20 protein-coding genes are annotated in these 24,456 nt (G+C 44.7%); 8 read left to right on the top strand and 12 right to left on the bottom strand.

The features are described 5' to 3' along the window. Nucleotides 1-9: 9 nt before the first annotated feature. A complete protein-coding gene (locus PJDR2_RS08580; RefSeq protein ID WP_015843271.1) occupies nucleotides 10-6,657 on the bottom strand; it encodes a DUF5695 domain-containing protein in 6,648 nt (2,215 codons plus the stop codon). 451 nt (nucleotides 6,658-7,108) lie between these two features. Between PJDR2_RS08580 and PJDR2_RS08575 the strand changes: the two genes are divergently transcribed. Further along, nucleotides 7,109-8,008, top strand: a complete 900-nt coding sequence (locus tag PJDR2_RS08575) for an AraC family transcriptional regulator (protein ID WP_041613375.1) — start codon at nucleotides 7,109-7,111, stop codon at nucleotides 8,006-8,008. Between the two features lie 59 nt (nucleotides 8,009-8,067). On the opposite strand, the gene PJDR2_RS08570 is transcribed toward PJDR2_RS08575, so the two are convergent. The 3 genes from PJDR2_RS08570 to PJDR2_RS08560 form a co-directional block, all read right to left on the bottom strand. Continuing rightward, nucleotides 8,068-10,497, bottom strand: a complete 2,430-nt coding sequence (locus tag PJDR2_RS08570; protein WP_015843269.1) for a hypothetical protein — start codon at nucleotides 10,495-10,497, stop codon at nucleotides 8,068-8,070. A gap of 265 nt (nucleotides 10,498-10,762) precedes the next feature. Then, a complete protein-coding gene (locus PJDR2_RS08565; RefSeq protein ID WP_015843268.1) occupies nucleotides 10,763-11,809 on the bottom strand; it encodes a LacI family DNA-binding transcriptional regulator in 1,047 nt (348 codons plus the stop codon). 76 nt (nucleotides 11,810-11,885) lie between these two features. Next, nucleotides 11,886-12,995 carry a DUF4432 family protein gene (locus PJDR2_RS08560; protein WP_015843267.1) on the bottom strand — a complete coding sequence of 370 codons (1,110 nt, stop codon included), beginning with the start codon at nucleotides 12,993-12,995 and terminating at the stop codon, nucleotides 11,886-11,888. Between the two features lie 137 nt (nucleotides 12,996-13,132). On the opposite strand from PJDR2_RS08560, the gene PJDR2_RS33450 reads away from it, so the two are divergent. After that, nucleotides 13,133-13,267, top strand: a complete 135-nt coding sequence (locus PJDR2_RS33450) for a hypothetical protein (RefSeq protein ID WP_265525116.1) — start codon at nucleotides 13,133-13,135, stop codon at nucleotides 13,265-13,267. Continuing rightward, entirely contained in the window at nucleotides 13,249-13,404 is a 156-nt protein-coding gene (locus tag PJDR2_RS33830; RefSeq protein ID WP_265525115.1) for a hypothetical protein, read from the top strand. Before PJDR2_RS33450 ends, PJDR2_RS33830 begins: the two co-directional genes overlap by 19 nt. 57 nt (nucleotides 13,405-13,461) lie before the next feature. On the opposite strand, the gene PJDR2_RS08555 is transcribed toward PJDR2_RS33830, so the two are convergent. Both PJDR2_RS08555 and PJDR2_RS08550 read right to left on the bottom strand, forming a co-directional pair. Then, nucleotides 13,462-14,691, bottom strand: a complete 1,230-nt coding sequence (locus PJDR2_RS08555; RefSeq protein WP_041614140.1) for a serine hydrolase domain-containing protein — start codon at nucleotides 14,689-14,691, stop codon at nucleotides 13,462-13,464. A gap of 252 nt (nucleotides 14,692-14,943) precedes the next feature. Further along, on the bottom strand, nucleotides 14,944-15,426 hold the full coding sequence (locus PJDR2_RS08550; RefSeq protein ID WP_015843265.1) for a DUF2975 domain-containing protein: 483 nt from the start codon (nucleotides 15,424-15,426) through the stop codon (nucleotides 14,944-14,946). A 184-nt stretch (nucleotides 15,427-15,610) separates the two neighbouring features. On the opposite strand from PJDR2_RS08550, the gene PJDR2_RS08545 reads away from it, so the two are divergent. Next, nucleotides 15,611-17,239, top strand: a complete 1,629-nt coding sequence (locus PJDR2_RS08545; protein WP_015843264.1) for a GMC family oxidoreductase — start codon at nucleotides 15,611-15,613, stop codon at nucleotides 17,237-17,239. A 135-nt stretch (nucleotides 17,240-17,374) separates the two neighbouring features. Here the strand turns inward: PJDR2_RS08545 and PJDR2_RS31835 are convergent, their stop codons facing one another. From PJDR2_RS31835 to PJDR2_RS08530, 3 genes are all read right to left on the bottom strand, one after another. Continuing rightward, a complete protein-coding gene (locus tag PJDR2_RS31835) occupies nucleotides 17,375-17,659 on the bottom strand; it encodes a hypothetical protein (RefSeq protein ID WP_015843263.1) in 285 nt (94 codons plus the stop codon). Nucleotides 17,660-17,791: 132 nt separating this feature from the next. Continuing rightward, nucleotides 17,792-18,973, bottom strand: coding sequence for a Ger(x)C family spore germination protein (locus PJDR2_RS08535; protein ID WP_265525114.1), 1,182 nt, complete (start codon nucleotides 18,971-18,973; stop codon nucleotides 17,792-17,794). Nucleotides 18,974-19,203: 230 nt separating this feature from the next. Beyond that, nucleotides 19,204-19,473: a hypothetical protein gene (locus PJDR2_RS08530; protein WP_015843261.1), complete on the bottom strand. Its 270-nt coding sequence runs from the start codon at nucleotides 19,471-19,473 to the stop codon at nucleotides 19,204-19,206. Nucleotides 19,474-19,748: 275 nt separating this feature from the next. On the opposite strand from PJDR2_RS08530, the gene PJDR2_RS33100 reads away from it, so the two are divergent. Together PJDR2_RS33100 and PJDR2_RS33825 are read left to right on the top strand one after the other, a co-directional pair. Then, complete coding sequence (locus PJDR2_RS33100; RefSeq protein ID WP_015843260.1) at nucleotides 19,749-19,904, top strand: hypothetical protein; 156 nt, start codon at nucleotides 19,749-19,751, stop codon at nucleotides 19,902-19,904. Between the two features lie 458 nt (nucleotides 19,905-20,362). Beyond that, a complete protein-coding gene (locus PJDR2_RS33825) occupies nucleotides 20,363-20,503 on the top strand; it encodes a helix-turn-helix domain-containing protein (RefSeq protein ID WP_150106452.1) in 141 nt (46 codons plus the stop codon). A 103-nt stretch (nucleotides 20,504-20,606) separates the two neighbouring features. Here the strand turns inward: PJDR2_RS33825 and PJDR2_RS32870 are convergent, their stop codons facing one another. Beyond that, the gene (locus PJDR2_RS32870) at nucleotides 20,607-21,068 is read right to left on the bottom strand and encodes a hypothetical protein (RefSeq protein ID WP_015843259.1); all 462 of its coding nucleotides are present in this window, start codon (nucleotides 21,066-21,068) and stop codon (nucleotides 20,607-20,609) included. Between the two features lie 36 nt (nucleotides 21,069-21,104). Then, nucleotides 21,105-21,458 (bottom strand): hypothetical protein, encoded by a 354-nt coding sequence (locus PJDR2_RS08520; protein WP_015843258.1) that lies wholly within the window; start codon nucleotides 21,456-21,458, stop codon nucleotides 21,105-21,107. 356 nt (nucleotides 21,459-21,814) lie between these two features. On the opposite strand from PJDR2_RS08520, the gene PJDR2_RS08515 reads away from it, so the two are divergent. Further along, a complete protein-coding gene (locus tag PJDR2_RS08515) occupies nucleotides 21,815-22,213 on the top strand; it encodes a hypothetical protein (protein WP_015843257.1) in 399 nt (132 codons plus the stop codon). Nucleotides 22,214-22,291: 78 nt separating this feature from the next. Here PJDR2_RS08515 and PJDR2_RS08510 read toward each other — a convergent pair whose 3' ends face one another. Then, complete coding sequence (locus PJDR2_RS08510) at nucleotides 22,292-22,885, bottom strand: TetR/AcrR family transcriptional regulator (RefSeq protein WP_015843256.1); 594 nt, start codon at nucleotides 22,883-22,885, stop codon at nucleotides 22,292-22,294. A gap of 192 nt (nucleotides 22,886-23,077) precedes the next feature. Between PJDR2_RS08510 and PJDR2_RS08505 the strand changes: the two genes are divergently transcribed. Then, entirely contained in the window at nucleotides 23,078-24,322 is a 1,245-nt protein-coding gene (locus PJDR2_RS08505; protein ID WP_015843255.1) for an MFS transporter, read from the top strand. The last annotated feature ends 134 nt before the right edge of the window (nucleotides 24,323-24,456 follow it).

Here is a 24,456-nt window from a genome sequence, read left to right as displayed (position 1 = left end):
ACCGTTTGATTATTGCTGTAACCAATTGCCTACAATCATGCGTGCTACCGCCGCTAACTCGAGAATCGTAATCTCGTGATTATCGAACAAATCTGCCTTTTCTACGATATTCCAGCCAGGTTGATCTTTCTTAACGCCGTAATATTTAGCAATGATAGAAAGATCCTGAATCGTTACGGATGTCTCTCCAGGCACAAGCGTCACAATACTGGAAGCGAATACGGATACCGCATTATTCAATGCTGCTGCCGCTGCATCCATCATCGATTGCGATGCTCCGCCGTTACTCTTCACATTGTTCGCTGCTACGATGGCAGCTTGAAGGGTCGTAATTGCGGTTGCCGGATATTGACCGATTTTGTTGCCCGCAGTTGCTTTCGCCAGCTTAGCTTGAGCGGCAGCAATCGCTTGATTTAAGGCTGCCAAATCAACGGAAGGCGTAGTTGTCGGATTGACGCTAGCTCTGAATGTGCTCACTGCTGTCGTTAATGTCGACACCGCTAGGTCCACATCGGCTTGCGTTACCTTAGTACCGTCACGTACGATAACGGCGGCTTCTACCGCAGCTTGAAGAATAGCCTTCGTGCCCGTTGGATATTGGCCCGGCGCCGATCCTTCTACGGCTGAGCTCAATGCTTGCTCAGCATCGGTAATGGCCGTATTTAATGCCGCTTTATCGATATGGATAATCGAACCGCTGAACACGGTTACCGCATCATTCAATGCAGCGAATGCATTAGCAACGTCCGTTTGCGTTGCCGTTCCGTTCTGCACCACCGCTGAGGCGCTATCGATTGCAGCTTGCAGGATTGCTTTGGAGCCGATTGGATATTGACCCTCTTGATTACCTTCTGTTGCCGCAGCAAGAAGCTCCTCGGCCGCTGTAATGGAAGCAATCAATGTCGTCTTATCCGCCTGCACAACCTGTATGTCCACCGCAGCCAGCGATGTGTCGAGCAAAGTATAATGGCTCTCATCGCCGACCATTTCCTGCTTGGTTACGGCAACAGTTGTCGTTCCGGCCGTTGCATCCGCCTTGGCATTGCCGTGAAGAACAAACAATTCGCCGTCACCTGTCAAGAATGTTCCCGTGATTCCCATAATGATCAGAATTTCTCCCGTTTCCGGTTTCACCGCCGTCTCAAGAACTTGCAGTCCATCCCGCGAAGGAGTAATGGAATCCGGAGCCAAGACGTTAACGCCATCATTCAGTGAAGTAGCAAACTCAAGCATAGCCGGATCGTACTTTAACTCCACGCTTAGCATATTGAAGTCATGAGTCAATCCCGTAACGCCAACCGGAAGCTGAATCGGTTGACCCAAGAACACTGGTGATGAAGGACAGCTAATGCTGGCCGCCGGATCCCGTTTATCTCCTTCCGGAATCGCAACTTCCTTATCCGGGCTGGCATTTAGCGAACCGGTTTTCGCATACCGGACAAAATACGTTCCCGCGCTGAGGCCTGTAACCTCCGTTCCCGTAATTGCCGTGTATTGCTCCGAGCCTTCCTTCCTATATTCCATTGCCGTTGTCACGCCAATGAGCTTTCCGTCATTCCCGTTGAACACGGTCGGCTTAACCCCTGTTGGCGTTGTTGGGGCCGGCTGATTCTGACTGGTCGCCGCCTGAAGTACTTCCCACTCCCATAAGCCAACACCATTGCCATTCCGAGCTTTCTTTGTCATCGTTACGCGCAGGGATTTAACCTCCAGAGCCGGGTCAAAGGCAAATAGATTGGAGGAGCCCACCGGAGTAGTAAGAGCTGTGATGCCTGTGGTAATCGTCCCGGCCGTTACCCATTCATTCGTTGTGCTGTTCACCGGAATGTACGAATACGTGTATTTTGTAGGTGCCTCTATGCCGCCATTATCCGTCCAAAGCATCAGATTCGAGCTTTGAATGGTTGCGCCCTGCGGCCAATCGTATTGCACCCATTCCTCCGAGCTTGTATTGCCCCACGAACCCCAATGCGGGTTGCTTGCAGCCGTTTTTAATCCGTCGTTAACCGCAGGAAGACTCTCCCAAGAAGAAGTGAAGCTGGCCGAGAGACTAGCTGCGAACGCCATATTCTTATCGCGCGGACTCAAGAGCCGCAGATCTGCCAGCAGCTTTGCAATCGCCTGAGCAACGTCCTCTTCCGTGGCTTCCTTGTTGCTCATCACGGCGGAAGCGTTCGCTTTCGCATCAGCAATCGGTGCAAGACCTTGATCGATAAAGTTCGCAGCCTTTAATGAATTGGCAAAGTTAATAACCTGTGTCAACTGCGACTTGTCTGTCCCTCCCGTATATCCATTCACCTTCCACTCCAGAATACCAATCCCTACGGTGAGAGGTTTCATGTCCAAACGGGCGCCTGTAATATAGGCAGGCTCAAAGGTCGTCGTATTGTATTTATTCAATGCATTCCCAAGTCCCGTTACTCCTCTTGGCGTATACCAATTACCATCCGCATCGCGGAGCTGAAGCTTCATATCCGTTGGTTGGAAATTGCCGGACCCGTCCCGGAAGACGTATACATCCATTGAAGAGGCAAGGAACGGCTCATCCCATTGATACATGACCCATGCCGGATCCCCTTCTTTCCCCCAGTTGTGCCATGCACTGTTAGCAGCGCCTTTGGAAGCTGAGAAATCCGATGAGCTTTTTGGTTCGTTACCGTTATTCATAGCCTCGGGATATCCGTCGCCGCCGGAATAACTGGCTGAAGGCTTCGCGATCAGCGCGTTGTTCTGAGGTTGCGATTTCACAACGTATACCGTGGCGCGAACCTTCAATTCGCTGCCTACGAAATTACCCTCGACAGCGAATTCGCCTGCCTTCGCATAGCTGGCCGGATCAACCTCATTCCACTTGATCGCACTTTGCTTATATCCGTCATCAAACAGAACATCCATCTGTCCAGGCAGTGTCGGAGCGGCGTTTATTAACGTCACAACGCTGATTGCCTTGTACGAGCCATCGGCGTCTTTCGCAATATTAACCGTGACATCCTTGCTGGAGGTCTTGCCTTCATCAGCCGCCGTAAAGGTAAACACATAAGTGCCTGCCTTGCTTATGCGGGCGTATGCGTTTGCTTTATCCCCGCCAACAAAAGTAACATCAGCTGCGCCATCCGGCTTTTGCTTAACCGTCCATCCATATGTCCATACAGGATCAGTGACCGCGCTGTACACCGGATCCGGTGTCGCTTTGCCGGATAACACGAGAATACTGCTGTTCGAAGCATCCTGGACTGCCGTCACTTCGCCAATGACCGGAGGTTGTTTTTCCGGCGGTGCGGAAAGCGAGAAGGTCAGTTCGTTAGAACCGCTCATTTGCCCGTCATTTGCGGTGAGTCTAACCGTATAGGAGCCTTCTTTGGTACCGTTTGCCCGCGTGGTTGTCGACTTCGAATTGGTAAGGGTCAGCTTGCCGCCTTCCGGAGTGCTGACAACTTCCCATTGATAGGTCAACGTGCCATTTGGCGCTCCGTCATCGGTCACCATTCCGTTCATCACAAACGGAATCATCGCTTGCGGGTCTTTCGTTGCGAGCTCCGCAGTAACCTGCGGGGCTTCATTTTCACCCGTATCTGCCTTTTCAATAGTCAATTCGGCCGTTTGCGCACCGCTCATTTGGAACATAGCCGTGCCTTTATTGTTCAGTGCATAGAACTGTCCGGCATCTTTCCCATCCAGCTTCATTGTATAATAGCCGTTCTCTAATCCTGCTCCATCGAAATCAATCTTCGAAGCGTGCTCGCTTTTAGCAAGATTCGAGAGCTGCAATGAAAACGCCTTGCCGTCTTTTTGAATCTGCGCGCTTTCAATTCTATCGCTTTCCGAGACTAGGTATATTTTTTCGTCGATGAGGTTGATACGCTTTCCGAAACCGTCCTTTGGCGTGATGAGGTAAGTGCCGTCTTCGTCAGTGACGGAAGCTCCATATCCGAAAAGCCCAAAGATCGGATCGGTGACGATATCGGAACTGATACGCAATAGCGAGCCATAGAGTCCTTCCTCGGATTCGCCGGAAAAGTCCTGCCAGCCGTTGTTCATAACGCGGGTTCCGCCATCGTTTACGTTTTTGGTACCCGTTCCACCCTTTTGGGCGTTATATCTCCAAGAAATACCGCCTACTGACTGTGCCGAAATCTGCCCCATATTGACGGCATTGAAGTTTGAAATTTTCGCCGCATAGTTGCGCTGTTGCGCGATAGCAGCCTGCTCTCCTGATCTGCCGTCATTCTCATAACGGAGCCAGTCATCCATGATGGATCCCGCCAAGGAAGCGGTATATTGGAAATTCCACCAGCCTTCGCCAGCGCGGAATACCGGTACGGAATAATAGTACCAGGTAGGCTGAATGCCCCGCATCGCACGAGTCTTCAAGTCCGCCATTCCCATGCTTTTCAGGGCTGCATCCGCACGCGCGTCTTCAGGATAGTAGGTTCTCAGTGCTTTGGCTGCGGAATAAGCCCCTTCTTCGCCGGTATTGTCGTATTCAAATTCCGATCCGTAAGGATAAGCGGCGTTTGTCACGTTCCGGCCTTTGGTTTGGGCGAACTTCTTCTTCAGATTCTCGTATTCCGTCAGCATTCCTTCTTCTTTAAGCGCCTCAATCATATCCGGGATCTGCTGCTCGCCATAGAATCCGGTTGCTCCGCTGGAGACGCGGTTATAGTAGATGCCGTAGGCCTTCTCCAGATAATATTGCGGCGTTTCGCGATAGTCTAACAAATTAGGATAGGCCTTTTGAATCCGGTACATATTGAAATAGCCGGTGGACTCCATCATTTCGGAAAACGTCCGTACATAAGGCTTCTCCGAATTCGTATAGGCACCCGAGTCTTTGAGATAGTTCGCAACGGTAAAACTATTCTGCGTATCTTTCATATATTTTTCCCACATGAAATCGATCAGGTAATTTTCAATGGACTTAATCTCATTAGGATCCGGATCGAGATAATTCTTCATGGTCATGAAGTTAATGTTATCGTGGCTCCAGTCGTCTCCCCAATGACTGGTCGTCGTGTCAAGGCCCGTTGTCAGATACCAGTCGCGGTAGATGCCGTAGGTCGGACTATTCGGATCCTTATCCTGCGTTTTGTCTACCATAAACTCAGAGTGGGCTTGCGATGTTTGATCAAGCTCAGCAAGAATATTGAATTCAAACTGGGTGAACTTATCCAGCTGCTCCGCACCGGACTTCAGCTTATAATTCACGCGAACGCTGTTATTGCCGATATTGCCGAACTTAAGCGAATAGATATGATGCTGTTCACCGTTAATAATCTTGGTTTCCACATACTGTACGGATTCGCTGTATCCCGGATTTCCGTCAGGCAGTCCGCGTCCGGCGCGGGTATTGTTAACCATGGCGCTTCTGGTCTGACCTGCCTTGATAGTCGGGATATGCGCGGCATCAAACGGATCATTCTCGTCAACAGACTGAATGTCTATGGACTGTACGTCGATGAGGCTGTCGTCGTAATGAAGATCCAGCTTAACTGGCATATTGATCGCAGCCTGGAAGCCGGGTAGAGCAACCGCGTCAATCATACCTGATTTGTACAAGGTGGAGCGAAGGTTAGCCTCGCGGTCTTCCATGGAGGTAGAAGCATTATTTGGACTTTGAGCATTTGCTTGCGGACTGTTGTCGCCGGCGCGTACCGCCGAAAACTTAAACTTGTATGTTTTTTGCTCATCCGGTCCCAGAACCAAGCTGGTGGCGTCGGTAAAATATCCGCGGCCTGTTTTCTGAATATCTTTGGAATGGATATATAGAACATTCAACCCCGGAAACCAGCCTCCGCTGTCTCCGACCCAGTTCGAGTAAAGACTTCCGTTACGCAGTTCACCTGTGTCGCCCAGCCAATAATCCACGTATTCAATGCGTGCGCCGCTATCCGGCACTGGGGCGAACATCATGAAATTCCCTTCGCCGCTCGTGCGGATGGCATAGGAATACCCGCTGTCGGCGCCGGCAAAATTATGTACGGTCACACGGTTGTCATAGGTATCCGATACCGATTGATATTTATTATTCCAAGGCATCGGCAAGCCGATATCGCCGAATTCAATGTATTTGCCGCTTTTGTTTTTGACCGTGATTTCCCATAGCATCGAACCATCGTCGGTATCCATATCAAACACGGATTTCACGTCAAAGCCCTTCATCGCGCGAGCGGTTGTCGAATCGATATTCTGTCCGATGAAGTTAACTTCCACTTTCTTGCCGTCCGTTGAAGCCTCTTTCGTAAAATAGGGGTTAGCGGGATTGATGTTCGTATACTTTGTTGAACCGCCTGCCGCCAGCGTTTTATTCGTGTCGACTTCTACAAAGCCCGTTCTGTCGCTAGGGAATTGCTTACTGTCGCCGGTACGGTAAGAGAAAAGCATTTCGCCCATCCATTGGTGCTGGACGTCATTTTGCGGCGACGTATTGTTGGGCAGTACAAAATTGATAGGCTTGCCGCTTTTGTTTGTCGGGTTATTTTGAATATATAATTCCTCAATCTGCCCTAAATCGCCGACCTTGGCAGAAAGGCTAGCATTGGAGATACTGTTCGTTGCTGCGGCTGCCGAAGGCACCGCGTTAATCCCCAAGGGCAGCACTTCGAAAAACAACGTAAATGCGGTAGCGAGTGACATCAACTTTTTAGTCGTCGTCTTCATCTTAACCTCCTGTTTACATTTCGTAGTCTATATCCTGGTGACTGCGGAACTATTAAACGTTTAGATTTTTAGTTTTATGGCAATGACTTTCCGTAATTCATCCCATAATTCCTACTCCTTCCTCCGTTTTTATCAACGGAAAGCGCTTACTTAATTGTATCACCGCTGATTTGTATTGAAAAACCAATATTCCAACCTATATTTATGGAATTTCAACATTCCTATTCGCGATTTGAAACGTATGGAAAAGCGTGATGTTTTAATACAAAAGTTTCTGATTTGCTTGCTATTCCCAAAATTTCACTATTTAAGAGCCCGTTTAAGTAAAACGTTTAAATTTCTCTTTAATCTTATGATATTTCACTATACAATTATCTTGAAATTCGTACCGGAAATTACTTATTATATAAATGAAAGCGTCGTCATTATTGATCAAAGTGAGGGATATCCCATGTCCGAGTTCATACTGCACTTTGTAACTCCGCCTATTCCTTATTTTATAGACAGCGGAAAGCATTCTTTCTTGCCAGGCGAACGGCATGTAAGTCGTTATTCTATTAATGTTTTCGATATTATTATCGTTACCAAGGGAAAGCTGTTCATTGGTGAAAATAATAAGGAGTGGATCATCCATAAAGATGAAGCAATAATATTAAGACCCGATGCGTATCACTTCGGCACGGCTTCCTGTGATGAGGAAACGGAAATTACCTGGATTCATTTTCAGACGTTTGGTGCCTGGGACGAAATGAAAAGCATAGATGAATGCCTTGAGAACCAAATGACGTTATTCGAAAAACATAAACAACGAGCCTATCTCCATCATTGCGAATTGAGCTCGATTTTTATTCCAAAAAAATTAAAGCTGTCTAGTAAATCCATGAATGATCTCACGGAATTTTATTCCTTGGATAATGATCCGCGCTCGCTTCGCAATTGGCGGAAGCAAACGGCTTTCCAGACGTTTATGCAAAATATTAATCATGATTCCGGATTAGCCACAAATTCAACGGCCATCCATCTTGCCGAAAAAATTGAATTGTTTATACGTCAGAATTATACCTCCAAGATCACAAACCCCGTATTAAAGGCCCAATTCAATTATCATCCTAACTATCTAGCCAAATGCATGTTGAAGGTCTATGGTTTAACCCCCATCGATTATTTGCTGCACTATCGAATAGAACAAGCAAAAAAGCTGCTCATTCAAACGGATTGGTCCATTGCTCGCATTGCAGATGAAGTTGGTTTCAACAATCCTGCCTATTTCTCTTCCGTCTTCACCAATAAACAAGGAGCTTCACCGGCAAACTTTCGTAAAAAAGAATGCCGGAAGCCTGAGATCATTTAAAAATAAAAAACGGAAGCTGGCTTTCAAAAACACCAGTTTCCGTTTTTTTGTTTTTAGAATTAAATTTTAATTTCCGTACTTTGGAATTGACCATCTATAAATAATATACTCTTAACGATTTCTCCCGCATTTGAATCAAACATGAGTCCTTTTTCCAACATCACATACCGGGTTGGATATGCGGCATAGCTAGTAATCTTCCAGCCTTTCTCTGCCGGCTCAATAATACCGTTCACGCATCTTATTTCCCCATCGCCATCTGTATAGAGGTACGTTGTCGAACCAAAACCAAGCATATAAGCAACAAGCTCTTCCCCCATATCCCAGTCGTCACCTTCTATGTTAGAGAAAAGGCTGCTGAATAAGGGATCACTCGACTTTTTGAAAATCGATTGTCCAAAACGGTTTCTGGACAGCTCGGGCATATTTAAATTAGGAGCTGCAATACTGTACGTTGAAGCTGCCTCACCGGGTTTTAGTTTACGGGTTGTCGAATACACATTCCAATCATAACAGTTAAACACCGCCATTGTAGCCCGATAGCCGGCTTCCAACAGCCTCGTGTCTCCAAGTGTTTCATAAGAGGATCGGGCAGCACCTGCTACTAATCCTCCCCATAACGAATGCGTCATAAAAGATAAAGCTTCCCACCAACGATCCGGAGCATTCGCTCTATAGTCGTTACTAAATCCAATATTCGCAATGATCAGGGGAGCATACAAATCCGCTTCATCCGTTAAGTTAGCCAGGCATAACGCTTCACACGTAGGTCCAAACCCTGCATTATCATAGAAATGCTCCGTCACAGCTCCTTGATATCCTTGCGAACCTTGCTTTAGTCCTTCCACAAATTGCAACCATAACCTGTGCAGTTTATCATGCCAATAAGTTAACTCCCTTTTTTTCAGATCCTCCAGCAAGTCGGCAATATAAAGAATAAATACGCCAACAAGCTGGGATTCCTCTTTTTCGCGTTTAGTACGATGGCAATCCGGGTCCAGCCTCATGCACATAACTTGAGCGGCCCAAGTTAAATACGTTTCCGGATTGGCATAAGCCAATAACGACTGATCGAATCGGGATAACAAATAATACACGTGACCAATATAATCGAAATCATAAATACGGTAGAAGGAACCGTAAAGGGGTCTGGGATTCATAAAATCTCCATCCTCAAACCAATGCTGCTTTAAATCCAGGAAAGCAGAGGTTTCCACATTATGGACCTCTTTCGGTACTGGGGGAGATAAAAGATTTTTCATGAGAATAAACGATAATTTACCAAGGGATTCCCCCTGGTTTGATAATGGCTTAAAGGCATAAGGACGTGTTGATTCCTGGTTAGCATTAAAGCTATTGCTGCATAACCAAGCCGCTCTTCTTTCCAGCAGGTTATGAATGGGTTCAAGCACATTCCCAACCAATACATCGCATTTACCGTTACCCAGCGTGGCTTCCAACTTAATCTCTCCTGCTGACTTCATTGGAACGACAACACGTAAACGTTTAGATTTTTCGTTAGAAACAAATTTAAATTCATTCGTAATATCGGTTTTCTTCGTGGTACCTGTTTCGTCCACCGCGCTTACGATTTTCGCCGAGAGTAATGTTTCCTCCTCCGGAAGACTCAATTCGGCAAAGAACTTTCCGTCTGTCGTCGTAACATGCGAATAAGTCCAATGCGGATGCCCATACTTTTGCGCCTTCGCGTAAAAATCCTCTTGATCTTTAAATGGCGTAAATACAAATGACCAAGTTCTTTCTTCCAAAGGCTTAAGAGTAATCGAAGTGTAGTCACCGCCATAGATCCAATCATTCTCTGCAGACTGGCCCATCGAGCTTCCATCCTCAACAAACGACAACCGGTGATAGAGCATTCCATCCAATGATGGCGATACCTGTTCTAAAAACCGATTTACATAGCTGCAATACGTCCCGAAAGCCGTAACGCGATCGCCCGTGCTGTAGATCGCAAGATGCGGAGCCTCATTGCTTCTGCGCATTGCTGCAAACTTGGAGAAATCCCCTCCCAAATGAGGAAATACGGCGCAAGAATGCTTCATGTTTCTCAAGACATCACGATCCCGGAACATGATATAAGCAAGTGAAAACCAACTATGAAATCCATTTACTTTTATAGAATAATTGCTTGCATTCGAACAACGAATGTTCCATTGCAATTCACCATTATTATTGAGCAGATACTCATACTCCACTTTAAATTTTTCATGCAAAAAAGAAACAACAGCAGCTTTATCATCCGTAACATGCATATACGGTTGTAAGTTAACGCTTTCAATACATTCATCGTCAACGGTAGCGCTCCACTGTCCGAAGCGTTTATCCTGACCGGAATAGCCTGTATCCTTTACATATTGTGCATCTATTACCCAGTTCATCTTATCTGGATCATCTGTCAGGAATAAGGACTCCACCGTACCTTGCGGAGATAAGTACACTTCAAAAGTATCATTACGAAGCAGCTTCAAGTTCTCACTCCTAATGTCATAATCTAAACGTTTAAATAATAAATCAATATTATCATAGCAAGATAAGTCCCAGCAAGTAATTTATATCCCTTAGCAAATACGTTGATAAATAAGTGCTTCCAACATCTTTTCCCTACAGAGATTGATGCTATTTGCAGAAAATTTCTTAACTAATCCGTTCTTAAATTCCGGTTAATCGATTTACCTTTATTGCAACAAAAAAGAGACCGCTTAATTAGAATGCTACAGTCTCTTACCGGAATGATTATTTAAGAGGTAACCTCGGCCCGGCAACGGATTCCCGCTCGATTAATTTACATAATGGAGTTTCCTCCGTTTTTTCGTTTGTTCCGCTAATCCTATTACTGAGAGCCTTCATTGCCAATATGCCCATATCATGCAACGGCAAATCCATTGTCGTAATTCCGGGACTCAAATAAGCGCTGAACTCCCGGTTATCGAATCCTACAATGGAGAGATCCCTTGGAACAACGATCCCTTGTTCGGCTGCGGCCCGCAATGCGCCCGCAGCCATCAAATCATTCATAATAAGAATGGCCGTAGGCGGGTCCTGCAGCTTCAATAGTTCAGCTGCCAGATGATAACCTGAATCTATACCCCAGTCGCCAACTTTAATAAACTGTGGATCAAATGGCAGCTGGAATTCGGTCAATGCTTTATAATAACCGTTAAATCGCAGCCTGGAAGGTATCGAATCCATCAAGCCGCTTATAATCGCAATGCGCGAATGTCCCTTGCTAACCAGATATTTAATCGCATCATAGGAAGCCTGCTCATCATTATATTGGATGGAACATTCATCTTGCGCGTAACAATAGGTATATACAATCGGCTTATTGTAAGTATTAATCAAACCCGTTAAGTCGCGGGGATGTACGCCAATATAAATGATTCCTTCTACTTGTTTGGATAAGAGGTTTGATACGGCATCCTGCGCATGCCTTTGATAATGATCGGTGTTCGCATAATCATAACCTACTCTTTTTTGCAGGCGGAGATTGATCAACAGAATATGCATATCATTCTTCTCGGCGTATTCGTTAATTCCGTCGATAATCTCGGGCACGTTAAAGACGGTTACGTCCTCCGCAATAACCCCAATGGTATTCGTTCTTTTGCTCTTTAGGCTTTTTGCAATATCATTGGGTCTGTAATTCAGCTCTTCGATTACTTTTAAGACTCTCTCTTTCGTCTTGGGCCTTACATTGCGGGTGCCATTCAATACATAGGAAACCGTTGCCGTGGATACATTCGCACGCAATGCAATATCTTTAATCCCGATTTTTTCCATGAACTTCACCCTTTTTTAAACGTTTCACATTATTCTATTGTTATATCATTAACGCAACTAACATTCAAGCTACTCACTATAAAGGAACTGCCGATAAAATCATGTTCTCCAAACTTTGAATTTCCTTCTTAGAATCAGATAGACCGATTAAGCAGCTAGACGATACCGCTTCTCCCTCCCGCAAGTATAATGCTTCGCCGTCCGTTATTTTCTGAGACATCCGATTCGGCCGTGATCTGCAAGGTTCTAAGGCAAACATAAAGCTGCTGTCATTCTGCTTAGCTATAAGCGATCTCGGAAAATCGAACAGCGGTCGAATGACATACCCTGCGTAAGTATTTTGCGTGTTTACAATCATTTCGCCCGTCAAACCTCTGCTTACGTTCATTTTACTCAAATAGGGGGCAGCTTTATCGAATTGATATAAACCATCTACCGGTCTAGGGACGTATTGATAACATCTCATAGGGTAGGCTTCCTTGCTTGAAGGAATATGAAACGGATCTTCCTCGAGCGGAGCAGAATCCCTTATTAATAGTTCATGTTGACTGACCGGGAGAACATATCGACCTCCCTGATGCAGAAAAGAGCCCGACAATTGGATATGATAGCCGTCATCTAGAACCTGTTTAGAACTGCTTTTATTTATTACCGTTTCTTCTCGTAAAATTAACGAACTTCCCCACTCCGTACTCATTTGAATTAATTTTTCGAATAACAACTCTCCGTTTCGGTCAATGACCGGGACTTTTCCTGCTATCCTTACGGATTGCTCATCCCAAAAAACCTGAATGCTTTCCGGTTCAGCAATCGAGTACGATCCCGAACCATGCAAAGTGAAGCCTTCACCAGGCGTTCCGAATAATTCCGGACCGATTGAAGCTACAGCGCCGTAGAAGCCTTTCATCCAGCCTGTTCCGTTAGATTCATAAAGATCCACATTGGACGGATGCAATAGATAATCCTCGCTTCTCTCCCAACTCATCTTCTGTTCCCCTAAATAAAGCTCTCCAATGTCTAATCCTCTTTCAGGGAGTACTGTGAAATGCATGCTGCCATTCGATATTTCAATGACCGTAAGCAATGACTCATTATTATCTTTAATAAGTCTTGTACGAATATAACCACTTCTAGGTAAATTAACGACCTTGCTATCTTCTTCTGCTAGCAGCCATTTATTCATCATCGTTCTCCCCTCCATTTATTACATTTCGCAGCTCCTAAAAATAGGGTTGAATTTTAATTAGATTTAGCGTTTAATAAAAGCTAAGCCAATTGTTAAACGTTTAGATTTATTATATGATGACAGGGCAGGTGAAATCAATGGCAGAAAAGGCAAAAATGATTGTTGATAAAGACTTTATTATCGGTGATGTTGATGACCGCCTTTACGGCTCTTCCGCAGCTTTGGTACATACAATCTTGTCGAACATATTGTCTTGGAACATGATGACCTGAAAGCCGCCAATACAGCCTCAGAACCGGACAAAGTAAAAACACATTCAAAAGGCAAGTCGAGTATGGGGGATAATGGGACTCTTGAAACGAAGCTAGCAAAAGCATCCTGGAATGTCATTCGTTTAACTGCTCAATAGCTAAATAAGAACAAGAAACAGCCGTAGCAGGCTGCTTCTTGTTCTTATTATTTTAAGTCAGTCTATTATTGCCTGGTAGACCGTGGTCCAGAAGTCGTGGATAAGCCTCGCTGAATCCGGGGTGGACATTCCAACTTGGGTGAGCAGGATACCGGTAAGCTGTTTATCCGGGTCGGCGTAGGTTGAAGTACCGCTGCCGCCATCCCAACCGAACTGGCCGATAGACGCGTAGTCACCGCGGTAGGTGCGTACCGCCATCCCCAAGCCCCAACCGCCATGCTGCCCTTGGCCGAATGAAATATGCACGTTGTTGGCGGCCATGGCGTTCCTCGCAGCCTGTTGCTCTGGCGTGAGCCGGTTGGTAGTCATCAGCTCAACGGCTGGCCTGGACAAAATCCGTTCACCCTCGTGCATCCCATGATTTAGCAGCATCTTGAAATAGGCATGGTAGTCATCGACGGTGGAGACTAGACCGCCGCCGCCGCCCTGGAATGCCGGAGGCTGACTATGGCGCCCCCCTTTGGCCTCATCCCACACGATGAATTCTCCTGTCTGCGGATCGGGGGCGTAAAGGGGAGGCAGCCGGTCTATCTTATCGGCGAGCAAGTGAAACCCAGTGTCCTTCATGCCAAGGGGCTCGAAAAGGCGTTCACGCAGGAATGCCTCAAACGATTGTCCCGTCACTCTAGCGACGAGTACGCCAAGCAAATCATTGCTGATATGGTACTGCCAGCGCTCTCCGGGTTGGTGCATCAGCGGAAGCGTGCCAAGGCGGCGCATCCACTCATCCGGCTCAGGCATCGGCACCGGCAGATCGGGAGTCAACCCCTGCTCGAAGATCGCGCCCATGATCGGGGTGCCCAGCGCTGTCATATCCATGCCGAGCCCGAACGTGGAGGTTAACAGGTCCCGTAAAGTGATCGGCCGCCTTGCCGGTACGGTGTCGTCCAGCGGGCCATCGATTCTCTTCAACACACGCCGGTCTGCGAGTTCCGGCAGCCATGTTTCTACCAGTTCATCCAACCGCAGCCTGCACTCGTCGATCAAGATCATCGCCGCCGCGATCGCAACCGGCTTGGACGTCGAAGCCATTCGGAAGATCGTATCTCGCCTCATAGGCGTACCACCGTCATGACGCATCGTCCCGATCGTTTCTACGTGCGTCTCTCCGCCCCGGCTTACCAGGGCAACCAGCCCGGGGATCTTCCCTGAATCCACATGCTGATTCAGCACGTCGCGTAATCTGTGCAGTCCTTTTTCGGAAAACCCATTGTTGTTTTGTCCCATCATCAGATTCCCTCGCTTTGCTTTTTAGAATTGTGCTTCCTTTTGGCAAAAACAATGAAGGCGTCGTTTGCGTAATTAGCGATCCTAGTAAACAGTAACATGAATTACCAAATATTAGAATGTGAATAAAGATTCAACCAGTAGACATGATATGTCGATAATTCGCAATAAAGTTATATAACAAAAACAAGGAGCAACTGCCGTAGCAATCTGCTCCTTGTTCATTCAAATCAGAAACGCCATATATTCATCTTAAATCGTTAAATCATTTTCTGATTTTATTTGAATAGCTTCTTGTAAAAGTCTTTGGAGAACGGCAGCAAAAACAGCGATCACCATGGAGGCGAAAATAATGGCCGTTCCCATTGGCATGAAACTTGGAGGGTCAACTTTCTCCGCCATGAGGTGGTAGAGTGGCATGCCTAGCAGGTACACGGCACTGATTGTGACGGCACAGTATTTTATATACTTTAAAGCCTTAACGGATAATTCCGAGAACGCTTGATTCTTATCGATATAGCTCAAAAGTTTAAAAGCTTGATACAGGGCAAAGTAAAAAGGTATCGCTGCCGCATACATATCCATTAAAACGAGAGACTTCATATAAGCAATATCCGGATAAGATTCTCCAGCAAAATTCCCGATCTTGGGCACCAGAAATATGCAAAAAGCAAGAATCGGGATTCCGATAAGAATAACGGCCATCTTCAAAAAAAGTGTTGTTCCCCGTTTCATAAAGAGCACCTCGCTAATTTAATCACAAAATGACCTTAACACAAAATTTATTGTTTTACAATAAATTAGAATTGTTTTTCATTATATTGCGATTGTTAATGAAAGGGCAAATTACTTTTTCGACACATGAGACAACTCAACTTAATATCCTACATTAGCCCCTTAATTTAAAAGGAGAGTTTTGATGGGAAGCAACTTCATCTATGATTACATTATTGTGGGCACGGGACCCGCTGGAGCGGTTATCGCCAAAACCTTATCCGATGATAAAAGAACATCCGTCCTTGTTCTGGAAGCAGGCGGAAACAATGATAAAGATAAACCGATTAGCGATTCAACGATGGCTTCCGAATTGGAAGAACAGTTCTTTCCTCAGTATTTCTGGCAAGGAGAAGGTGTTCCGCAAGCGGGTCTGGACGATCGAACGTTTGAATGGACGACAGGACGTCTCATGGGAGGCGGTTCATCGATAAACGGGGAACAATACGTGCGCCCAACAAGCAAGGTATTTAAAGAATGGGAAAGGCTGCTCGGGCCTCTATGGTCTCCTCATCGAGCGGTTCAACGATTTAAAAGACTTGAAAAGTACAATGGGAAAACAAACAACACCTTGGCACGCGGTTATCATGGGCGCATTGACATTCGTCAGGCTCCAGTAAATCCGACGTCCATGGCAAAAAAAGTAGTTACCGCAATTGAGCGAGCTACCGGCTTCGCTGAAATTCTCGATTATAATGATCCGAAAACCCCAATTGGCCCCTTTACTCGATGGCAATTATATCAGAAGCCGAATGGCAGAAGAGAAAGCTCTTCCACCGCATTTTTGTCCTCCGATATCTTAGCGCTGAATGGCCGGGGAGTAAATGGTCGTCAATTAAGATTACTTTCCGATTCGACTGCTTTACGGGTGATTTTTTCCAATAAGCGAGCTAGCGGAGTGGAATTCCTAAAAAGCGGTAAGCGGATAATCGCACGCGCAAGGAAAAAGGTCATTATTGCAGCAGGTATTAACAGCGCCCAGCTCTTAATGTTATCCGGGATTGGATCTTCAAAAGCACTAAAAGAAGCTGGTATTCGCTGCGTCTTTCATAATCCACACGTAGGTAAAAGCTTAAGAAACCACACGCTGAACTTCGCGGTATTCCAATCGAATCCACACGACAGACCTTTACCTTCGAATGATCCTAATGCCCTTTATACCGGCGGCGCTTTCCTGCCTGCCCCTTTGGATATAGACAGCAAGCGCCGGCGAGCGGTTCAGATTCTGGGTATTGGTTCCGAAGACGATACGTTAACGTTAGGTTTGATTTATCTGCATCCGAAAAGTCGCGGTTCCATTAAAATCCAAAACAAAGACCCGCTTAAAATTGTGCTCGCAGATGAAGGTTTTCTCGATAATCCGAGTGATATGGAAGCCATAAAAAACATTTATAGGATCTATGTAAAGGATATAGCTGCCGAGCTAAACGCCATAGATCCAACTTACCGCCTCATTTCACCAACGCTTGAAACGATAGATGATGATATCGAACTCGAGCAATTTATTAGAGAAAATTTTGACCACAATCATCACCAACAAAGCTCGCTTCGTATGGCTCCTTTAAGAAATGGAGGGGTCGTTGACCGGAGGGGGCATGTTCATGGAGTGAAAGATTTAATTGTTGCAGATGCTTCAATTATCCCATTTACGGTGGATGGGAATACCTCGGCGGCGGCCTATCTAATCGGATATACGATCGCTGAACAAATTAAAGGGATAATTAGAAGGAAAAAGCGGAAGATTCGTGATAGATTCGAAAATAGCGAAGAATAATGACTAGTTTATTAAAGGTTGTTCTGAATATCAGAACAACCTTTCGCTTGCTTGAAGGCATCAAGCCGCTGCTGAGCACTCGGCCGATTCATACGCGAAGCGTCCATTCTTACGGGTCTTTTTATTAATTTAGATCTATTTTTTCGAACGTTTCTTGGAAGATGCTTTAACTTGTTTCCCGCGTTTCACGCTCGAAACCATAACATTTTTCTCCGTATGCGTGTAATAATGCTGATAGACAGGACAACAATGATGTTGCTTCACCGTTTCAATATTTTGAACGACATTCACAAGCTGTGGATGGTAGTAGTTCTCGTATAGGGTGATTGGAGGATCATAAATCGTCTGCGTTGGACAATCGGGACAAAAGTTAGCTTCATTCATACTACCTACATTACCCATGTAATAGTTACGGTTCACTTTAATTATCCCCTTCCAGTTCCGGATTACAGCTTATTGTATTCACTGAGGAGCAATACGACCTGTACACTTGACCCGGAAGGCGATAGCCTCCAACAAATTAGCAGCTCATTACGACTGAAGGCCCTCAAACTAATGATCTTTTCTGCCTAGGTTCTCACTGCTCATGCCCAGTCGGAACAAGTTCGCTTCTCCCGATACTTCAAATTTTAATTTCGGGAATGTTTCGTTCCAATCTTTTCGATATTTTTTTATCCATTTTTGCGGGTAAGCGCGATACGCTTGTAATCCAAATCCAATGGCATCGCTATTATTTTGCTGCATCTCTTTTATAGCAAGATTAATATTATCGACAAGATGCTGTGAAACGCTTTGCTCGATTTGATTCCGAATGCCCGAATAATCATAATTTCTTTCCTGATTATCATCTTCACTGATACTCACCTTGACCTTGGAGTGAATACGATAGGACAATTCATCATTTATAATAATCGGCTCAATGCTTATTTTCGCATGACTAATCGTTACTGTTAAATAACTCCCATCTAAATTAATGGTTTCATCGTAATCACGAACGGATTGATTTAGAAGCCGGAAACCTATAGCCGCGTTCCCTTCTAATTTTCCAGTCATTCTCCCATTATGAAAAAGGACAAATCCTTCGCTTCGGATATCTTCAGATTCATGGCCCTTTATGTCTGTTTTCACCTTCTGTAAATACGGGAGAAAGACATCCTCTCCTACAGTAATTAATTTACAGACGGCTTCCTTTAAATTGATGCGTGCAGTTGCTTCTGATTGTAACTGCTCCCTGATCGATTCTGCAGAGAAACGCTCAAGACGTGTATCCGCGCTAAGCAAATCAAGAGCTTTCCCTTCGGAAATTGCTATAAATGTGGATAATCTCTTTTCTGGTGTACGGGTAATCGCATCTATAACGGTTTCAATTCCTTCCGATCTAGCCAGTTCCTCACCAATGATTATTACACGTCGATGTCCAAAGAACAGATGTCGCGGGAGGCGAAACTGAAGTTTAGAAACTGCTTCGCTAACTGTTTTACCTTTCTCTGTCTTAACGGTGAAAGGTTTCTGTCCACCGGATCCGCCCCCGCCACTCGAGTTCCCCATATTGCCCGTTAGCGGAATAAGCACACTGATACGAATATTATCTCCTTCTTTATCAGCTCCACCTGCTAACACAAACGCAACGTCATTAATCTCACGGCGATCCCAGCAGCCGGTTAGCACTGCCAGACATATACTAACAGACAACACAAGGCTTAAAGTGCATATCTTCATAACGGTATTGGACAATCCTCCTTGCTAGCATTCAAACATAGCGTAAATTGGAGAACCCTTTTACATATTAGAACAATTTTCACATGGATATAATTCCCTAAACGATCTAAATTATAACAACCGCCGCTTTTGCGTGAATTGCTTACATTTACAAAACAAAAAGCCGCAGTTTATGCGACTTTACTTGTTTCCCATTAGATTAACTAATTGCTTTCCACCAATGCGGAAGAAATAAAGAAATAGCTCTAAAGATTCTCTTCCAGCCAACCGGAAACATTGGAGTTAATATTGATCCAAGCTGCTTCTCCGGAAAGTTTTGCAATATACAACTTATCGTGATTATCTATAGCCATATTGAGATTGTCTCTTATTTTTTTAGACGAAGTAGATGTCTTAACAACCCAAACCGATTCAAGCACGCGCGCCCAATAGGGATACGCCTTTATCCGTTTATACAAATCAGAGTAATCCATTTGTGGCGCTACAAGATCATACGAGACTAGGTAAGTATTCATTTTCTACTCCTTCTTACTACAAGATGTGACAAAATATGAGTCTTTACAACCATCATTTTATAATATTAGAGAGTATTTTTCTAGGACTTTAGTCTTATTTATAAGAAAATATTCAAAGTCAAACGGCTGCGCCTCGGGACATTCAATCTTCCGGGACATTCGCAGCGGAGAGGCAAATGGAATTAGACGAATGCTCCTAAGGCAAATACCCAAGCATCATGTCTCCCCACACATATGATAAAGTATACTTCAGACGTAAGGAGGTGTTGTGAATTATGTCAGGATTTGGCCATGGCAATCAAGTTGGCGGAATTCTTGTACTGTTCATCTTGCTGGTGATTATCGTCTGCGGATGTGGCTTTGTTGGCGGCTGGGGCGGCGGTTGCGGTCCACAAGTTGGCGGTGTAGGCACAGGTAAAGGGTACTACTAATCGTTACAAGCTGCTTGCCTCCATGACAGCTGACTAACGATATTTCTCAAAATACAAAAACAAAAGACCTCCATCGCGGAGGTCTTTTAAGCTTGCTTTAAAAAGGCCGCCAGTCAAGGCTGCCGGCGGCCGTGATTCTTAACTTTGTACATAAGTACAACAAGAAATAAATAAGAACGCATGTTCTATAAACGACAACGATCAGATACTGCACGATTGATCAAATCCGAAATGGACAAAAGTATGATCAACGGAATCAACTTATTTTTGATTGTCCCGTTTCAGTCGAAGGGGACGATACTTTTGGGGAGTTTCTATTATCTAGATATACAGAGAGTGATGCCAAGCCCCTTGTAACATCCTGATCAGTTTCAAGATTTGCTCTCTAATGGACACCTGGCGAAGGGTTTTTCCTCCCTTACCTATAAACTATTAGAAAGGAGGTGATATGAGAATGGATGAACAACGTGAGGGTAGCCATGGAAAATGAACTTTTTGATCTTGTTCAACGGGCACAAAATGGTGATCAAAATGCACTGTATGAAGTTATTACTATGTTTACGCCCGCTATTCGAAGTGCAAGAAGCAGTGGGAGTTGAATCTGCTTCTATATCCATTTCATGAGATAAACGATACATCTATGCAGAAAAAAACAAACAGACCTCTTTAAAAAGAGGTCTGTTCTGAAGCAACTTATGAAGTCTATGGTTCCTCATACTTGGTCCAAGTTTTGTAACCATCAATATTTTCTTCGGAAGTGTTAGAGGCATCAAATGTTTTGAAATAACTTGCGGAATATTTTATAGGAGGTTCTGATTGACTGTAAATAAGAAGATTAATATTGTATATCTCGCTGTTCCAATTTACGGTTTTTGCAATTTCGTTTATATTTTCAATAGTAGTTGAGAATTGCTTAACTTTAGCCAATATTGCATTTACCGATTCTTCGGTAGGAGTATCTTTCATCTTAATGTTTATTGTTAAATCGGGTCTGGTGAATGTGTATTTGATGTTTCTGATTGCTGGCAATTCTTTTTTTAGCTCTTTCGATAAGGAAACCGTTGATGATGTGCTGACTGAATGAGTAACACTACAACCTAAGGTTAATAGCATGATTAGAATAGCAATCATTCCAATTCGTGAATAATTCATTAATTTATTCATTAAACTCCACTTCCTTATAAAACAGTAGTGATTGAATTATTCGCGATGAGCAAATCTAGGTCCCAGCTTTAAAGCTTTAAAATATTTATCATCTACTTTTATTGCAATTACCTGATTGGGGTCTGTTCCTTTTATTTCAAATAAAACACTTCCTGTTGGTATGCTTATGGTATTTGAGTCTCCATTTTTTTTCGGCATTGGGGTTGCTTGTCTTTTAATCTTTCCCATCTCCTTGCCGATTTCTTCGATGGAAACCTCCTCAATCGAATATCCATACACGATATTATTCCAGGCAACGGCACTTGGATAAGATGAGTTTGACTCTTTATTTTGGACACTACAACCTGCCGAGAGGAAAGACAATAACAAAACTAACAATATCATCCTCATACGTTCCCTCCTTCATCGGAATTATTTGGAAAACGCATCCTTTAAAAAGACGCAAAAGTATATTGTTTTGTTGCAGTAAACTGCCTGTTACTTAAGCAGCAAACCGGCAGCAGTTCTCTGAGCTCCGATCGCAAGTGGATATACAGCCGTTTCACTAAGGTGTTCTCACCTTCCCCTAATTCGTGTATACTAATATCCAAATTCGACCAAATTTATGAGTTAATTTAAAGATGACGTTGAGCCTTCTTGATAGCGCTATTTTGCAAGGTACGCAAATACAGAAATGGATTTACTGTAGGGATTTCTGCCGGAAGGGATGTTGGAGAAGTGGTAACGGAGAGGTGGTGTGAGCAGCTATGCAGCTGAAACCGAACAAAAGCATTGTGACCTTCATAATAATCTGCGCACTGCAGCTATCGTTGTCAGTGGTTCAGTTATTCACTAAGGACCATCAACTGGTGCCGGCTTTTATTGGCTTTACGTATTTCCTCTCGAGCCTAGTGTTTCTGGGGATCCTCGTCGTGTTGCTAATCGACCTGCTGACGAAAGCGCGGCGAACGATTCAGGGCCGTATCATCAACAAGGAAGGCAGCATTATTAACGTGCTACGGGATGACGGGAAGCTGAAACGTTTCAGAATAAACGTGCCTGAGGTGCTGGAGGCGCTCCGAGCTGACCATAGAGTCGAGATCGTGAGCACGAATCTGGCCAATATCCCAAGTCGGATCACAGTAATTGAGAAAACAAGTACATAATCAACCAACTGATCCAGCAATCGCAAAGAAAGCGCAAGAGTCGTGATGATGCGACTCTTGCGCTTTCTATCGTTCATGTTACACTTCTCTGGCAGCTAGCTGCAATATCGCTGCAGCAACCGCATTGTCGATAAATAATCGATCCGGTCGTGACTTCAACATTACAGTAATTCCAATCAAGGAGACCACTAAGCTTTGAGCTAGAGCCTTGGCAACTATGTCTTTACTAAGTTCTCCAGTTTGAATCCCCCTCTCAATCGCTTCCTGAAACAAGACAGCCAGATACATTTGATGTTCTCTTGTAATAATCGCAAATTTCTCATTCTTGGGTGCAAGTTCTACCATCGTATTTATGCAGAAGCACCCCGGACTGACTTTCCCTTGGTATGCTTCATCAACCAAATCTGTAAAATACGATTTGAAAGCATCTTTGACAGAAGATTTATTATTAAGCTTCGTCCTAACGTTTGAGGCATGCCATTGCGTGTACTTGCGTAAAGCTTGTTCAAACAGTTGTTCTTTATCGCCAAAAGCTAAATAAAGGCTAGGTCGCTGAATAGCCATTGCCGAAGTCAGATCGTTTAATGATGCTGCCTCATAACCTTTTTCCCAAAACACACGCATCGCGGCAAGAAGGACTTCCTCCCTATCAAACTCCCGAAGTCGAACCATGGCTTTTCCCCCTATATTATACTGATCGGTATGGTATAAATCATATTACTCCGCAATTGAGTTGTCAAATATGCTCTAAGTTTCTCTTGACTTCACGAATATCAAACGATATTTTTATTCCATACACTTTTTGTACCGATAAGTATATTATACTGATAAGTACAATAAACCATGATGCGGAGCGTGAGGAGTATGGAAAAAGTTAAAACCGATGAAAAACATGCTGTTGATGCAATAAAACAACAATCGTATTCCATTAGGCAGCCTGCAGCGATATCACGCGGTTTAGCGTTATTGATTGCGATGGCATGCGGGATGGCTGTTGCAAATGTGTATTATGCACACCCCTTGCTTGATACCATTGCAAACGAATTTGATATTGAGCTTTCTTCCGTGGGGATCGTTATTACGGTCACACAAGGGTTTTATGCTTTAGGCCTCTTGTTGCTTGTCCCTCTTGGAGATTTGATGAACAGACGATGGCTGATCCCAGGGCAAATGTTCCTGTCCGTAATCGCTTTAGTCACCATCGCTCTTGCTCCGGGAATAGGTGTATTGTTCTCAGGCTTGGCGGTTATGGGATTGCTGGCCGTTGTCACGCAAACACTCGTCGCGTATGCCGCGACCTTAGCAGCTCCTTCTGATCGAGGGCGGATTATTGGGCTTGTAACCAGCGGCATCGTAATCGGCATTTTGCTTGCCAGATTTACAGCAGGGGTATTAACCGATCTTGCGGGATGGCGTTCAGTCTATCTTTTCTCCGCAGTATGCTTGCTTGTCCTGTCATTGACGCTTCTTCGGTTTTTACCGCATGAACAACGCAAAGTTTCGCTGACCTATATCCAGCTGCTTCAATCGGTATTTGTATTGTATAGAGAGGAGCGTATACTGCGTGTTCGCTCCTTGTTCGGATTTCTAATTTTTACAGCCTTCAGTGTTTTTTGGACCTCGCTAGTTTTGCCGCTCAGCACGCCTCCGCTATCTCTCTCGCATTCAGTGATAGGTGCTTTTGGTCTCGTTGGGGTTGCCGGTGCACTGGGTGCAGTTAGAGCCGGGCTCTTGGCTGACCGTGGCCTGGGACAACAAACAACAGGAATAGCAATCGTTCTATTAATGGTCTCATGGCTGCCGATCAGTTATACGAAACAATCGCTTGTCGCTCTTATTGCTGGTATAATCCTTCTTGACCTTGCAGTACAAGCCATACACGTTACGAACCAGAGCATAATTATGAGAATCCGTCCTGAAGCTCGAAGCAGGCTTACCGCAGCGTATATGATTTTCTATTCCATGGGAAGCGCCTTTGGTTCAATTGCTTCTACAAATCTATACGCCTATGCCGGTTGGACGGCGGTATGTTGGTTTGGAGCAGGCGTAAGTACAATTACATTGTTGCTGTGGGTATTCACTAATCGTCCGTTTGAACTAGATAGTTAAATTAACGAATCTACTCGCATGTAAGAAACGTACAGCAAATATGCGAATATACGATAAAGAGCATCTATCGCCACATATAAGGAGATAGATGCTCTCGTCTGCTTAAATTGTTCGATAAGAAAGTCAAGAAACCA

The organism is Paenibacillus sp. JDR-2, from assembly GCF_000023585.1.
GTDB lineage: Bacteria > Bacillota > Bacilli > Paenibacillales > Paenibacillaceae > Pristimantibacillus.
Note: the sequence above shows the minus strand (reverse complement) of the source record. Positions and strands in the feature narration are given on the sequence as shown.

Coding starts and splice junctions, on each gene's coding strand:
- PJDR2_RS08580 (WP_015843271.1), bottom strand. CDS start 6,657: ATGAAGACGACGACTAAAAAGTTGATGTCACTCGCTACCGCATTTACG.
- PJDR2_RS08575 (WP_041613375.1), top strand. CDS start 7,109: ATGTCCGAGTTCATACTGCACTTTGTAACTCCGCCTATTCCTTATTTT.
- PJDR2_RS08565 (WP_015843268.1), bottom strand. CDS start 11,809: ATGGAAAAAATCGGGATTAAAGATATTGCATTGCGTGCGAATGTATCC.
- PJDR2_RS08560 (WP_015843267.1), bottom strand. CDS start 12,995: ATGATGAATAAATGGCTGCTAGCAGAAGAAGATAGCAAGGTCGTTAAT.
- PJDR2_RS33450 (WP_265525116.1), top strand. CDS start 13,133: ATGGCAGAAAAGGCAAAAATGATTGTTGATAAAGACTTTATTATCGGT.
- PJDR2_RS08555 (WP_041614140.1), bottom strand. CDS start 14,691: ATGGGACAAAACAACAATGGGTTTTCCGAAAAAGGACTGCACAGATTA.
- PJDR2_RS08550 (WP_015843265.1), bottom strand. CDS start 15,426: ATGAAACGGGGAACAACACTTTTTTTGAAGATGGCCGTTATTCTTATC.
- PJDR2_RS08545 (WP_015843264.1), top strand. CDS start 15,611: ATGGGAAGCAACTTCATCTATGATTACATTATTGTGGGCACGGGACCC.
- PJDR2_RS08530 (WP_015843261.1), bottom strand. CDS start 19,473: ATGAATACTTACCTAGTCTCGTATGATCTTGTAGCGCCACAAATGGAT.
- PJDR2_RS33100 (WP_015843260.1), top strand. CDS start 19,749: ATGTCAGGATTTGGCCATGGCAATCAAGTTGGCGGAATTCTTGTACTG.
- PJDR2_RS33825 (WP_150106452.1), top strand. CDS start 20,363: ATGAACAACGTGAGGGTAGCCATGGAAAATGAACTTTTTGATCTTGTT.
- PJDR2_RS32870 (WP_015843259.1), bottom strand. CDS start 21,068: ATGAATAAATTAATGAATTATTCACGAATTGGAATGATTGCTATTCTA.
- PJDR2_RS08520 (WP_015843258.1), bottom strand. CDS start 21,458: ATGAGGATGATATTGTTAGTTTTGTTATTGTCTTTCCTCTCGGCAGGT.
- PJDR2_RS08515 (WP_015843257.1), top strand. CDS start 21,815: ATGCAGCTGAAACCGAACAAAAGCATTGTGACCTTCATAATAATCTGC.
- PJDR2_RS08510 (WP_015843256.1), bottom strand. CDS start 22,885: ATGGTTCGACTTCGGGAGTTTGATAGGGAGGAAGTCCTTCTTGCCGCG.
- PJDR2_RS08505 (WP_015843255.1), top strand. CDS start 23,078: ATGGAAAAAGTTAAAACCGATGAAAAACATGCTGTTGATGCAATAAAA.